The 13,332-nt window shown below is 66.1% G+C and carries 9 protein-coding genes; 5 read left to right on the plus strand and 4 right to left on the minus strand.

Translation table 11 applies throughout. From position 1 onward, the window contains the following. Positions 1 to 96 precede the first annotated feature (96 nt). Positions 97 to 939: a prenyltransferase gene (locus C450_RS01375; protein WP_005039078.1), complete on the plus strand. Its 843-nt coding sequence runs from the start codon at positions 97 to 99 to the stop codon at positions 937 to 939. Here the strand turns inward: C450_RS01375 and C450_RS01380 are convergent. Further along, on the minus strand, positions 919 to 1,728 hold the full coding sequence (locus C450_RS01380) for a DUF547 domain-containing protein (protein ID WP_005039080.1): 810 nt from the start codon (positions 1,726 to 1,728) through the stop codon (positions 919 to 921). The two genes, C450_RS01375 and C450_RS01380, sit on opposite strands and share 21 nt — an antisense overlap. A 75-nt stretch (positions 1,729 to 1,803) precedes the next feature. Between C450_RS01380 and mtnP the strand changes: the two genes are divergently transcribed. Next, the gene (gene mtnP, locus C450_RS01385) at positions 1,804 to 2,655 is read left to right on the plus strand and encodes an S-methyl-5'-thioadenosine phosphorylase (RefSeq protein WP_005039082.1); all 852 of its coding nucleotides are present in this window, start codon (positions 1,804 to 1,806) and stop codon (positions 2,653 to 2,655) included. 307 nt (positions 2,656 to 2,962) lie between these two features. Here mtnP and C450_RS01390 read toward each other — a convergent pair whose 3' ends face one another. Genes C450_RS01390 through C450_RS01400 form a run of 3 tightly spaced genes read right to left on the minus strand, consistent with a single transcriptional unit; the run spans position 2,963 to position 7,736 of the window. Next, the gene (locus C450_RS01390; protein WP_005039086.1) at positions 2,963 to 3,871 is read right to left on the minus strand and encodes a segregation and condensation protein A; all 909 of its coding nucleotides are present in this window, start codon (positions 3,869 to 3,871) and stop codon (positions 2,963 to 2,965) included. Then, positions 3,864 to 7,430 (minus strand): chromosome segregation protein SMC, encoded by a 3,567-nt coding sequence (gene smc / locus C450_RS01395; RefSeq protein ID WP_005039089.1) that lies wholly within the window; start codon positions 7,428 to 7,430, stop codon positions 3,864 to 3,866. The genes C450_RS01390 and smc overlap by 8 nt, the downstream gene beginning before the upstream one ends. Positions 7,431 to 7,448: 18 nt before the next feature. Beyond that, complete coding sequence (locus C450_RS01400; protein ID WP_005039092.1) at positions 7,449 to 7,736, minus strand: DUF7518 family protein; 288 nt, start codon at positions 7,734 to 7,736, stop codon at positions 7,449 to 7,451. Positions 7,737 to 7,878: 142 nt separating this feature from the next. On the opposite strand from C450_RS01400, the gene gatB reads away from it, so the two are divergent. The 3 genes from gatB (at position 7,879) to C450_RS01415 (ending at position 13,281) form a co-directional block, all read left to right on the plus strand. Beyond that, on the plus strand, positions 7,879 to 9,372 hold the full coding sequence (gatB, locus tag C450_RS01405) for an Asp-tRNA(Asn)/Glu-tRNA(Gln) amidotransferase subunit GatB (protein WP_005039094.1): 1,494 nt from the start codon (positions 7,879 to 7,881) through the stop codon (positions 9,370 to 9,372). 77 nt (positions 9,373 to 9,449) lie between these two features. Then, positions 9,450 to 10,616, plus strand: coding sequence for a tryptophan synthase subunit beta (gene trpB / locus C450_RS01410; RefSeq protein WP_005039097.1), 1,167 nt, complete (start codon positions 9,450 to 9,452; stop codon positions 10,614 to 10,616). 154 nt (positions 10,617 to 10,770) lie between these two features. Then, positions 10,771 to 13,281 carry a DNA topoisomerase I gene (locus tag C450_RS01415; protein ID WP_005039100.1) on the plus strand — a complete coding sequence of 837 codons (2,511 nt, stop codon included), beginning with the start codon at positions 10,771 to 10,773 and terminating at the stop codon, positions 13,279 to 13,281. Positions 13,282 to 13,332: the final 51 nt, after the last annotated feature.

The raw sequence follows: 13,332 nt of genomic DNA on the forward strand, positions 1-13,332 counted from the left end.
CCGCCGTGACGTGATCGAACCCACCGATACCGACGAGTGGCGACTCGTCGACTGACGACTTCGCGGCTCCGAGCGCAGTTCTGGGCGTGCTGGAAGATGAGCCGCCCCGCACAGCTCCTCCTAGTGCTCGTCGTCTACGCGCTCGGCGCGAAGATCGCGCTGTCGAGTGGGGCGTCACTCGATGTCGTGAGGCTCGCGGTCGGCGGCGCGGCGCTGCTCGCCGTCGCCGCGAGCGTCCACTACGCCAACGAGTACGCCGACCACGAGACCGACGCACTGACCGAACGAACGCCGTTTTCGGGTGGAAGCGGCGCGCTCGCTCGGACGGGCCTTTCTCAATACCTCGCGCTCTACGCTGGCATTGCGACGCTCGCCATCGGAATGGTCGCTGCGGTGGCCGGGACCACTCTCGGCGTTCTTTCTCACCCTGCGCTCGCCCTGCTCACGGTCATCGCCTGGTTCGGCTGGCAGTATTCGGTCGGGCCGCTCCGACTCGCGTGGCGCGGTTGGGGCGAACTCGACAACGCCGCGCTCGGCGGTCTCGTCCTTCCGGCGTACGGCGCGGCCGTTCTCGACGGCCCTGTTTGGCGAACGCTGCTCGCGTGCCTCCCGTTCTTCCTGCTCGTGTTCGCCAACCTCCTGGCCACCCAGTGGCCCGACCGCCATGCCGACGCTGCCGTCGGGAAGCGGACGCTCGTCACGCGGTGGTCGCCGCGACAGCTCAGGCTGTTGTACGTCGGGGCGGTCTGCCTGGCGTTCGGGTCCCTGCCCGTACTGGCGGGCAGCGTGCTTCCGGCCGTCGTCGCGGCGGCGAGCCTGGTCGTCTTGCCGGTGTCGGTGTGGGGGGCGACAGGCTACACCGAGCGTCGAGTGCCGTTCCCGAGCGTCGCCGCGATGGTGGCGCTCGTCGTCGTTCAGCTACTCGCGTGGTGTGTCTGAGCCGTCCGATTGCGAGCCCGCGAATCGCCCGAGCGCGAGCGACCAGTCGTACGACTGGTACCGGATCGCGGGCGTCGCGTCGCCAGGAATGACTACGTGTTCGCGGAGCAGCGAGCGGATCCCGCGTCGGCCACCGAAGTCGCCGTGATACCACAGCATGTGTCGCGGCACGCGAACCACGCCCTGGTCGGCATCGTGCGCGACTTCCGTCTCCAGAAACCCCGCCGTCGCGGTGTCGAGCTGGTCGTCGATCGTCTCGTGGTCGTACGCGAGGATCGGAGGACAGCTCGCGGCCCCGCAGTTGAGCGCGAAGTGGATCCGCGAGTCGCGACTGTCGAGGCGGTGAGCGCGTTCGAACGCGTCGGCTCGCCGCGGGAGGTAGCCGAGGCCCAGCGAGTGTCGTGAGCGCCGGAGGAGGCCGTGTTCGATGTCGTCGAGGCTCAGTTCGTGGCCTGCGACCGCGACCACCTCCGCACGGAAAAACCGTCGCCGGTCCTCGTACTGTTCGGGCGCGGCGTCGAGCAGGAGCTGGACGTGGGCGTTGTAGACGTTGAGCCAGAAGGCGAGCCGGCGGTCATCGGTGGCGAGCGCGTCTCGGAGCGCCGCTGGTGGGAGGTCGCGGAGCGCACGCTCGTATCGGCGTGTCGACTCGCCGTAGCGCACCGCTCGGAGGAGGTCCACAGCCAGCGCCAGGGGATCGGCGTCACTAGTGCGATCGGCGGCGTCGCTGTATCCGGTGTCGCTGGGACGTTCAGCATCGGATCGGCTGTCAGTGTCGGCACGAACCACGGTCGATCGAGGGGTGGAGAGGTCATGGCCCTTTTCCCGTCATGTTTTAGCCGCGCACACGCGATCGAACGATGTATGATCGGCATCATCGGCGGCAGCGGGATCTACGAGGCGTTCGATCTCGAAAACGTTCATGAAGAGGAGATCGAGACACCCTTCGGCGATCCGAGCGCGCCGATCACGGTCGGCGAGCTGGACGGCACCGAGGTCGCCTTCCTCCCGCGACACGGCCGCGACCACCAGTTCTCGCCAACCGACGCGCCGTATCGGGCGAACGTCCACGCCCTCAAACAGCTCGGCGTCGAGCGGGTGCTCGCGACCAACGCCGTGGGAAGCCTCCGTGACGACCTCCCGCCGCAAACCCTCGTGGTTCCCGACCAACTGTTCGACCGCACCCGACACCGGCCGTACACCTTCTTCGGCGACGGCATGGTGGTCCACATGGAGTTCGCCGAGCCGTACTGCCCCCACATGGCCACCCATCTCGCCGAATCCGCGGACACCGCCACCGACGACGGCGCGCGCGAGGGTGGCACCTACGTCTGCATCGAGGGTCCCCAGTATTCGACGAAGGCCGAGTCGGAGTGGTTCCGCGACCAGGGCTGGGATCTCGCCGGCATGACCGCGGTCCCGGAGGCGAAGCTCGCCCGCGAGGCCGAGCTGTGCTATGCGACCATCACCGGAATCACCGATTGGGGCGTGTGGAAAGGCGCAGTCGACGACCGTCTCGGCGACGTCCTCGAAAACGCCGCCGCGAACGAGGAAGCGATCAACGCCACTCTCGAACACGCGATCCGAACGCTGCCCGACGAGCGCGATTGTGACTGCGAACACGCGCTGGAGGGCACGATCAACACCCCGAACGAAGTGATCCCCGATGAGACGAAAGAGCGCGTCGACCTGCTCGCTGGCGAGTATCTCGACTGAGCGCGACAGCATTCGCGCTATCGGGATGGATCGACTGTCGGGGCCCGGTCGGCGCGTCGATTCACGACCGACCGTCGTCGCGGACGTATTCGATCGCCGCGACGAATTGGTCGAGATCGATCCTGTCCTCGGTTTCGGCCAGGCGCTCCCGGATTCGTTCTGGCGTCATGGCCAATGTTACCATACAACTCGAAGAGATATGACTCTTTCGCCGGTTGCTATCGTTAGTCGATCTCGGCGTTGTCAAGTGTCTCTGTGTTCGATTCGCCGACGATCCAACCGGGTGGAACAGCGGGGAGCGATCGAGTCAGTCCGCGATCGCTTCGGTCGATCCGGTGTCGGCTGCCGGGTTCTGGATCCAGAGGTCGCCGAACAGTTCGTCCTGTTCGAGGCGGACGTGGCCCCGGTGTGAGAGAAAGAGCACGGCGAGGAAGGTTTCGACGCGCGACCCGCCCGCCTCCTCGATTTCGGCGTAGAGCACCTCCTCGCGCCCGGCGTCGTACTGCTTGCGGAGAACGCGCTGGACGTCCGCGATGATGGTCTCGATGTCCTCGGTGTGGGCCGTGGCCGTGACCTCGGCTTCGGTGGGTTCGTCGTCGACCCGGAGGTCGTCGCCTGACCGGTATTCGAGGGTCTGAGTACCTCGTTGAAAGCCCTTCGGCGAGCCGTCGGTGTCGTAGGTTCGGGACTCCTTCCACCACGAGTCGCGTTCTGCCTCCCGGAGTTCCCGCACGAGTTCGTCGAGCGTCTCGGGGGTGCCGCGGGCCTGTTTCCGGTCGAGTCGGCGGTCCATCTCGTCTTCGAGCGCCGCCACCGGGTCCGGGCCGAACTCGCCTCCGTCTGCCGCTCCGTCTTCCGGACCCCACGCCTCCTCCCACGGCTCGGGCGCGGGGTCGGGCTCCGGCTCGTCGGGTTCGAGCAGCGCGTCGCTTTTCATCCGGAGGAGCACGCTCGCGTAGAACAGCGCCCGGCCGGAGGTTCGGAGGTCGGCGGCGTCGAGCCGCGAGAGGAACGCATCGGTGACTTCCACCACGTCGATGTCCCACGGCTCGATCTCACCCTCCTCGGCCAGCCTGACGAGCAGCTCGACCGGCTCGACTTCTTCGGATTCGTCCGCATCGCCATCGGCTTCGGTCCCGGTGTCGCCAGCATCGTCCACGGCGTCGCCAGGCGACCCGACGCCCGCCGATGCCAGCGGATCGGGCGTGTCAGTCATCCGCAGGGGCCTCCTGGGCTCCGAGCTCGATCCCCGTCACCGCCGAGACGTTGTCGCCCTGCATCGTGACCCCGATCGCGCGCTCGGAGCGTTCGAGCATCGCCGAGCGGTGCGAGACGACGATGAACTGGGCCTCGCTCGCGAGCTCGTCGACCAGCTCGCCCACCCGCTCGGCGTTGGCCGCGTCGAGGAAGGCGTCGATCTCGTCGAGCGCGTAGAACGGCGCGGGGTTGTGGCGCTGGATCGCGAAGATAAAGGCGAGCGCGGTGAGTGATTTCTCGCCGCCGCTCATCGCGTCCAACCGTTGAATCGGCTTGTCGCCCGGCTGGGCCTTCATCGTCAGCCCGCCCTCGAAGGGGTCTTCGGGATCTTCCAAGTGGAGCGTCCCCGACCCCGCCGAGAGCCGCTCGAAGATCGACTCGAACTGGTCGTTGATCGCTTCATAGGACTCCATGAACGTCCCCTTCTTCTGAGCCTCGTAGGACTCGATCCGCTCCTCGATCCCGTCGCGCTCGTCGGTCAGGGTGTCCTTCTTGCCGGTGAGGTCCGCGAGATCGTCCTCGACAGCGTCGTACTCGTCGATCGCGAGCATGTTGACCGGCTCTAGCTCCTCCATCTTCCCTTCGATCCGCGAGATCTCGCGCTCGACCTCGTCGTGGTCCGGAATCTCGTCGGCGTCGTACTCGCCGACCGCCGCGGCGAGCTCATCGATCTCCCAGTCGAGGCGTTCGGCGGTCTCACGCCGGTCTTCGAGAGCGGTCTCGGCCTCGTCAACCACCTCCTGCTGTTCGTCGCGGGTTGTCCGTGCGTCCTGAAGTTCGTCCTTCAACTCGGTACGATCCTCTTTCAGCTCGGCGAGTTCCTCCTCCAGCTCGGCGACAGCGGCCTCCTTCTCGTCGAGGGTGTCCTCGCACCCGTCGATCTCGTCTTTGAGTTCCTCGATCCGTTCCTCGTTCTCGGCCTTGCGATTTTGGGCGGTTTCGAGCGTCGCGTGGAGATCGTCGATCGAGTCCTCGGCGTACTCCTTCTCCAGCTGGAGTTCGTTCAGCCGGCCGTCGAGGTCGTCCATCCGGTCCTCGCGGTCGTCGATCTCGGTCTCGATCGCGTCGGCCTCTTCGGTGAGCTCCGGGACGTCCGAATCCGCGAGTTCGCCCTCCAGATCGGCGATTTCGTCCTCGATCCCCTCGATCCGATCGTCGTGATCGGCGATCGCGGTTTCGAGCTCGCCCATCTCCTCGTCGACCTCCTCGCGAGCGGTTTCGATCTCGTCGATCTCGTCCTCCAACGAGTCGATCCGCTCTTCGACCTCCTCGTGCTCGCGCTCTTTCGCCTCGATGTCGGCCTCGACCTCCCGCACCTGCTCGGCGGCCGCGGAGCGCCGTTCGCGCGCGTCGTCGAGCCGCTCTTCGACGTCGCGTACTGCCTCTTTCGCCTCGCGGCGCTCCTCTTCGAGCTCCGCCACCCGATCCGCGACCCGTTTCAGCCGGCCCTCGCTCGATCCGAAGGAGTACCGCGACCCGCTCTTCGAGCCGCCGGTCATCGCGCCGCTCTTCTCGACGAGTTCGCCCTCCAGCGTGACCAGGCGATAGTCGCCCATCAGCTCCCGTGCGGTCGCCATGTCCTCGACCACGAGCGTGCTCCCGAGAACGTACGAGAACACGCCCGCGTACTCGGTGGGATAGTCGACGAGGTTCGCGGCGAAATCCACCACACCCTCCTGGCCGGGCAGTTGCGGCAGCGAGCGCTGGTGCATCTCGGTCAGCGGGAGGAAGGTCGCTCGGCCCGCGTTTCTGGATTTGAGATAGTCGATCGCGCTTTCGCCCACACCGTCGTCGTCGACCACGACGTGGGCCAGCCGCCCGCCGGCGGCCGTCTCACACGCGGTCGCGTACTCCGGATCGACGCCGCCGAGCTGGGCGATCGTGCCGTGTACCCCATCCATGTCGGCGTTCAACACCGTGGAAACCGCTCGACCGTACGACGAGCCGCTCTCGTCGGTCTTGGCTTCGAGGTCGGCGTATTTCTGCTGGGCGGCCCGCAGCTCCTCCTCGACCTCGTCCAAATCCTCGTTGCGCTCGCGTTTTTCAGTTTTGAGGTCGGAAACGACGTCCTCGATGTTCGCCTCGTTCGTCGCGGCCTTCTCGCGTTCGTCCGCTATGTCTTCGATTGCGGCCTCGATTGCGGGGATTTTCTCGCGCGCCTCGTCGAGTTCGGACTCGGTTTCGTCCTGCTCGGTCGAGCGCCGCCGTGCGGCGTCGAGCAGCCGGTCCTGCTCGCGCTGTTTCTCGTTCTTTGCGCTCTTCTCGGCTTCGAGCGCCTCACGTTGCTCCGCGAGATCGGCCTTCAGTTCGTCGTACGCGGTGTCAGTCGCCTCGATCTCGCTCTCGACCTCGGCGAGATCGTTTTCGAGGTCCTCGATCTCGGTCGCGATCGAGGACTTCTCGACTTTGACCTGCCGAATATCGCTTTCGAGTTCGTCGACGGTCTCCTGCTTGCGGTCGATCTCCACGAACGCCTGGCGGCGCTCGTTTTCTGCATCTTCGATGCGCTCTTCGGCGGTCTCGATCTTGTCCTCCAGCCGCCCGATCTCGCCTTTGACCTCCTCGATCTCCCGTTTGATCGCGAGCTGCTCGTCCTCACCCTTCCGCTCGATTTCGGTGTTGAGATCGTCGAGGTCGGTTTCGAGCCGTGATACGCGGCCCTCACGCTCGTCGAGTTCGCGCCGTAGCTCCGCGATCTTTTCTTCGCGCTCGTCGATCTCTTCGCGGGTGTCGGCGAGCGCCTCGCGTTTTTCCTCCAGCTCGGCGGCCTTCCGGTAGCTCTCGTACTCTTCCTTCTCGTCGCGGAGGTCCTGATATTCGAGCGCGGTCTCACGCTCGTCCTCCAACTGGTTGAGTCGTTCCTCCTTCTCCTCGATCCGGAGCTCGGCCTCCTCGATCCGGCCCTCGACCACTTCGAGCTCCTCGAAGGCGTCTTCTTTCTTCGCGTCGAACGCGGCGACGCCCGCGATCTCGTCGATGATCTCGCGGCGCTCGCCCGCGGTCATGTTGATGATCCCCGTGACGTCGCCCTGCATCACGACGTTGTACCCCTCCGGGGTGACGCCGGCCTGGGCGAGCAGATCCTGAATGTCGGCGAGGTTCACCGAGCGGCCGTTGATGTAGTAGTAGGAATAATAATTGTCCTCGGTCTGCTTGACGCGGCGTTTGACGGTGATCTCGTCGACGTCGCCGACGTCCTCGGTGCCGGCGGCGCTCTCGACCTCGGCGCGGGTGAGGGTGCTATCCTCGTTGTCGAGGACGACCGCGACGCTCGCCTCGCGCGTGCCGCCGACCCCGTCGCCCTCGTCGTGGGCGGGGTTGTAGATCAAGTCGGTGAGTTTGCGTGCACGGATGCCCCGCGTACGGGCGAGGCCGAGCGCGAACAGCACGGCGTCGATGATGTTCGACTTGCCCGAGCCGTTCGGGCCGCTGACAGTAGTGAAATCCTCGTAGAAGGGGATTCGGGTCTTCCGGCCGAAACTCTTGAAGTTGTCTAAGACGAGCGTCTTGATGTTCATGGAGTGCTCGTGGGGGCGTTACGCGACGATGATATCGTCGGCCTCCGTCGTGTTCTCCTCCTCGTTTTCGGTGTGCTTATCTCCTTCGACAGCGGTCTCGACGGCGCTTGCCTCGGAGGAATCGGTTTCCGTCTCGGGCGTCGTGCCGACCCCGGCCTCGATGTACTCCTCGGAGTCGTCCGAATCGTCGGCTTCGAGCTCGCGGAGTCGATCCTTGGTCTCGACGAGCTCCTCGGTGAGGCCATCGACAGTGGCCTTGAGTTCGTTGACCCGCGTTTCGAGTTCCTCGACGCGATTGCCCGACATACCTCTCAAAGCCCGTCCCACGTCAATAAACGTGCGTCAGACGCTTGTCGCCTTTCCGTCATTTCCGGACCCGAAACGTGGTGGAATCGGGTCGAACGGCGATGGCGTCACGTTTTAGCGGGTGCGGACGAACACGGGCACAATGACTGCCCACGCCGCCGCGGCGCGCGAGCACGCCGTCGTCATCGGGCTCGAAGTCCACGTCCAGCTCGAAACCGATAGTAAGGTATTCTGTGGCTGCGGGACGGATTTCGAGGACGACGAACCCAACTCACACACCTGTCCGACGTGTCTCGGCCTGCCCGGCGCGCTCCCGGTGCTGAACGAGGCGGCGGTCGAGGCCGGGCTCAAACTCGCCGCCGCGATCGACGCTGACGTGCCTGAAACGACCCGTTTTCACCGGAAGAACTACTACTACCCCGATCTCCCGAAGAACTTCCAGATCACCCAGTACGACTCGCCGCTCTGCGAGAACGGCGCACTCACCGTCGCGATCGAGGACGACGAGCGGGAAATCGCGATCGAACGCGCCCACCTCGAAGAGGACCCCGGCAGCCTCCAGCACGCCGGCGGCAGCGGCGGGATCGACACCGCCGAGTACACCCGCGTCGACTACAACCGCGCTGGCGTCCCGCTGATGGAGATCGTGACCGAACCCGACTTCCGGGGTCCCGAGGAGGTCAGAGCCTTCCTCGCGAAGCTCACGGAGGTCCTCGAATACCTCGACGTGTTCGACAGTTCGCGGGACGGCTCACTCCGGGTCGACGCCAACATCTCGCTCGTGCCCGGCGAGGAAGTCGCCGCCGACGGCACGATCGGGAAAGAGGCGCTCGCGGCGGCCAACCGGACGGAGGTGAAGAACATCTCGAGCCACAAGGGCGCGGAGAAGGCGCTCGCCTACGAGGTCACGCGCCAGCGCAACGCGCTCCAGCGCGATCGGACGATCGAACAGGAGACTCGCCACTGGGACGAGTCGCGGGGCGTGACGGTCTCGATGCGCTCGAAGGAAGAAGAGAAGGACTATCGGTACTTCGCCGAGCCGGATCTCCCGGTGCTCCAGGTCGCCGACCGGGCCACCGAAATCGAGATTCCGGAGCTTCCCGACGCCAGACGCGAGCGGTTCCGCGAGGAGTACGGGCTGAGTCAGGCGGCCGCGCGAAAGCTCACCTCCACCCGCGACGTCGCGGATTTCTACGAGCGGGTGGCCGACCGCTTCGATCCCGACGTCGCGGCGTCGTGGGTCGCCGACACCCTTCTTGGGGAGCTCAACTACCGCGACATGGAAATCGGGGACATCGAGGGGCGTCTCGACGAGTTCGTCCGGTTGGTCGAGCTCGCCGAGACGGGTAAAATCACCGAGAAGAACGCCGAAGAGGTCGTGTTGCGCGCGATGCTCGACGAGGGACTGAGCCCGGACGACGTGATCGAGCGCGAGGGGCTCGGAGCCACCGGCGAGGACGAGATCGAACGGGCTGTCGGGACAGCGATCGACGAGAATCCGGGTGCGGTCGAGGACTATCACACGGGCGACGACGGCGCGCTCAACTTCCTCGTGGGCCAGGTCATGGGGGCCACAGGAGGAAGCGCCGATCCGGGCACGGTGAACCAACTGCTCCGCGACGAACTCGACGGCTGAGTTCTGCGAGCGAGACGCCAGCGACGGATCGCACAGCCGGTATCTCTTTGTACGATAATGGCGAGGAATGGCGTACGATGAGCAACGACGACGCGGACCACGCGGGCGAGTTCGAGGGGTTCGGCGGGCGACACGTGCCCGAGGTCATGGTGGAGCCACTCGACGAGCTCGCCGGGGCGTTCGACTCGATCGCCACCACCGACGAGTTCCAGACGGAGTTCCGATCGATCCTCGAAAACTTCGCAGGACGACCCACGCCACTCTTTCACGCCGAGCGCCTCTCGGAGCGCTATGGGGCCGAGATCTACCTCAAGCGCGAGGACCTCCTCCACGGCGGTGCGCACAAGATCAACAACGCGATCGGCCAGGCGCTGCTCGCGGAGAAGGCGGGCAAGTCTCGACTGATCGCCGAGACTGGCGCGGGCCAGCACGGCACCGCGACCGCGATGGTGGGCGCGCTGTTCGACATGGACACCGAGATCTACATGGGGACGAAGGACATCGAGCGCCAGCGGATGAACGTCTTCAGGATGCGGCTGATGGGCGCTGAAGTCAACGAAGTGACGCGCGGCGGGGCGGGCCTCGCGGACGCAGTCGACGCCGCCCTCGAAGATTTCGCGCAGAACGTCGACGACACCCACTATCTGGTGGGATCGGTCGTAGGGCCGGACCCGTTCCCGCGGATGGTCCGAGAGTTCCACTCGACCATCGGCGACGAGGCCCGCGAGCAGTTCCGGGAGCGAACCGGCGACCTCCCCGACGCGGCGGTGGCGTGTGTCGGCGGCGGATCGAACGCGATGGGACTGTTCGACGCCTTCCGCGACGATCCCGTGGCCTTCTACGGCGCGGAGGGCGGCGGCGAGGGCGGCGACTCGAAGCGCCACGCCGCGCCGCTCTCAGCGGGCACCGACGACGTGCTCCACGGGATGGAAACACGGGTACTCGACGACGACACCGAGGTTCACTCGATCTCGGCGGGCCTCGACTACCCCGGTGTCGGCCCCGAGCACGCGATGTTCCAGGCCGTCGGCCGGTGTGAGTACCGCGCGGTTCCCGACGACGACGCGCTCGCGGCGTTCCGGGAGCTCAGCGAGACCGAGGGGATCATCCCGGCGCTCGAAACCGCCCACGCGCTCGCGCTCACGAAGGAGATCGCCGACGAGCACGACACGATCCTCGTGAACCTGAGCGGCCGCGGCGACAAGGACATGGCGACCGCGGCTGAGCAGTTCGACCTCGGGTGAGTGATCCAAGCGACCGGCCGCTGCGAAACCGGCCGATCGGCCGCTGCGGCCGCACAGGCGTACGAGCGCGCCCGCGTAGTCTCGTGGTTTGCGAAAGGTTTAGAAGCCGTATCGGCCTATCGGACCCAATGACGAGAGGGGGAGGGATCGTTCGATGGAGCTGATCATCACGGAGAAGGAGACCGCGGCGCGAAACATCGCCGAGATCCTGAGCGGCGAGAGCGCGGACGTCGAGCGGCGCAACGGCGTCAACGTCTACAAGTGGGGCGGCCGGCGGTGCGTGGGGCTCTCGGGCCACGTGGTCGAGAACGACTTCCCGGCGGAGTATTCGAACTGGCGCGACGTCGAACCCGTCGAGCTCATCGACGCCGAGGTGGTCGTCGAGCCACACGAGAGCCGCGAGAACATCGTCAGTACCCTCCGGCTGCTCGCTCGGGACGCCGACGGCGTCATCATCGCGACCGACTACGACCGCGAGGGCGAACTCATCGGGAAGGAGGCCCACGACATCGTGCGCGAGGTGACTGACGCCCCGATCCGGCGGGCGCGGTTCTCGTCGTTCGCCGAACCCGAAGTACGAGAAGCGTTCGAGAACCTCGACGACCTCGACTTCGATCTCGCAGCCGCTGGCGAGGCGCGCCAGGAGATCGACCTCGTCTGGGGCGCAGCACTCACCCGCTTTCTGTCGCTGTCGGCGAAACAGATGGGCAGCGATTTCATCAGCGTCGGGCGGGTCCAGTCGCCGACCCTCAAGCTGATCGTCGATCGCGAGCGCGAGATCGAGGCGTTCGATCCCGACGACTACTGGGAGCTGTTCTGCGACCTAACCAAGAACGAGGCGACGTTCGAGGCACAGTACTTCTACGACGACGACGGCAGCGAGGCCGAGCGGGTCTGGGATGGCGACGTGGCCGAAGCGGTCTACGACGACCTCCGCGGGGCGAGCACAGCGGCAGTCGAGGAAGTCCGCCGACGCACACGGACTGACGACCCGCCGGCCCCGTTCAACACCACCCAGTACATCCGCGCCGCGAGCTCGCTCGGCTACTCCGCCCAGCGCGCGATGAGCCTGGCCGAGAGCCTCTACACCGCAGGCTACATCACCTACCCCCGAACCGACAACACCGTCTACCCCGACGATCTCGACGTTGCGGAGCTGCTCTCGGAATTCACCGACCACCCCGAGTTCGGCGACGACGCCGACACGCTGCTGGAAGGCGAACCGACACCCACCGAGGGCGACGAGGAGACCACCGACCATCCGCCGATCCACCCCACGGGAGAACTTCCCTCGGCCACCGAACTCGGCGACGACGAGCGCGCGGTGTACGAACTCGTCGTCCGGCGCTTCTTCGCCACGGTGGCCGAGCCAGCCGAGTGGGAGCATCTCCGAGTGACCGCCGCAGTCGGAGACCACCGACTGAAGGCCAACGGTAAGCGCCTGCTGGAAGCGGGGTATCACGCGGTCTACCCCTACGTCGATTCCACCGAGAACCACGTGCCGGACGTCGAGGAGGGTGACAAGCTGCCGGTGAGTGAGGTCCGAAGCGAGGCCAAGGAAACGCAGCCGCCGCGCCGGCGCGGCCAGTCGCGGCTGATCGAGACGATGGAGTCGATGGGGATCGGGACGAAGGCGACCCGCCACAACACCATCGAGAAGCTCTACGACCGAGGCTACATCGAGAACGACCCGCCGCGCCCGACGACGCTGGCGAAGGCGGTTGTCCAAGCGGGCAAGCGCTTCGCCGAACAGGTCGTGAGCGAAGCGATGACCGAACAGCTCGAAGATGATATGGACGCGATCGCCGCCGGGGAGGCGACGCTCGACGACGTGACCGACGAGTCGCGCGAGATGCTCGCGACCGTTTTCGAGGAGCTCCACGACTCGCGCGAGGCGATCGGTGACTCCCTCCGGAACTCCCTCAAGGTCGACAAAATTCTCGGGCCGTGTCCCGACTGCGGGGCGGCGCTGCTCGTCCGTCGGAGCCGCCACGGTTCGTACTTCGTCGGCTGTGACGGTTATCCGGACTGTGAGTTTACCCTGCCGTTGCCCTCGTCGGGCAAACCGGTGATTCAGGAGGAAACCTGCGACGAGCACGAACTTCGAGAAGTGAAGATGCTCGACGGCCGGAACACGTTTACCCACGGCTGTCCGATCTGCGCCGCAAAAGAGGCCGACGAGGCCGAGGATCGCGTGATCGGTGCGTGTCCGGAATGCGGCAGTGAGGAGGGCGACGATGGGGAGGGCGACGACGAGGAGAGTGGCGAACTCGCGATCAAATCGCTCCGGACGGGCTCGCGCCTCGCGGGCTGTACCCGATACCCGGACTGCGAGTATTCCTTACCCCTCCCGCGCCGCGGCGAGATCGAGGTCATCGACGAGCACTGTGAAGAGCACGATCTACCGGAGCTCGTGGTCCACTCGGGCGACGAGCCGTGGGAGCTCGGCTGCCCGGTGTGTAACTACCGGGAGTACGAGGCGCGCCAGGCGGCCACCGATCTCGAAGACCTCGACGGGCTGGGCGAAAAGACCGCCGAGAAGCTCGCCGCCGTCGGGATCGACAGTTTGGACGATCTCCGGGAGGGCGAGGCCGACCAACTCGCCGCCGAGGTCCAGGGCGTGAGCGCCGACAACGTTCGGAAGTGGCAGGCGAAGGCGGACTGAGCCGCGTTTCTCCCCCACCGGCCCCGTCGTCGTTACGGAAGACGTTTTAGG

The sequence above is a fragment of the Halococcus salifodinae DSM 8989 genome, assembly GCF_000336935.1.
GTDB classification, from domain to species: domain Archaea; phylum Halobacteriota; class Halobacteria; order Halobacteriales; family Halococcaceae; genus Halococcus; species Halococcus salifodinae.

What these genes read in the sequence shown, in the direction of transcription:
- trpB (WP_005039097.1), top strand. Translation starts at nt 9,450, where the DNA reads ATGAGCAACGACGACGCGGACCACGCGGGCGAGTTCGAGGGGTTCGGC.
- C450_RS01390 (WP_005039086.1), bottom strand. Translation starts at nt 3,871, where the DNA reads ATGACTGACACGCCCGATCCGCTGGCATCGGCGGGCGTCGGGTCGCCT.
- C450_RS01375 (WP_005039078.1), top strand. Translation starts at nt 97, where the DNA reads ATGAGCCGCCCCGCACAGCTCCTCCTAGTGCTCGTCGTCTACGCGCTC.
- C450_RS01415 (WP_005039100.1), top strand. Translation starts at nt 10,771, where the DNA reads ATGGAGCTGATCATCACGGAGAAGGAGACCGCGGCGCGAAACATCGCC.
- mtnP (WP_005039082.1), top strand. Translation starts at nt 1,804, where the DNA reads ATGATCGGCATCATCGGCGGCAGCGGGATCTACGAGGCGTTCGATCTC.
- smc (WP_005039089.1), bottom strand. Translation starts at nt 7,430, where the DNA reads ATGAACATCAAGACGCTCGTCTTAGACAACTTCAAGAGTTTCGGCCGG.
- C450_RS01400 (WP_005039092.1), bottom strand. Translation starts at nt 7,736, where the DNA reads ATGTCGGGCAATCGCGTCGAGGAACTCGAAACGCGGGTCAACGAACTC.
- gatB (WP_005039094.1), top strand. Translation starts at nt 7,879, where the DNA reads ATGACTGCCCACGCCGCCGCGGCGCGCGAGCACGCCGTCGTCATCGGG.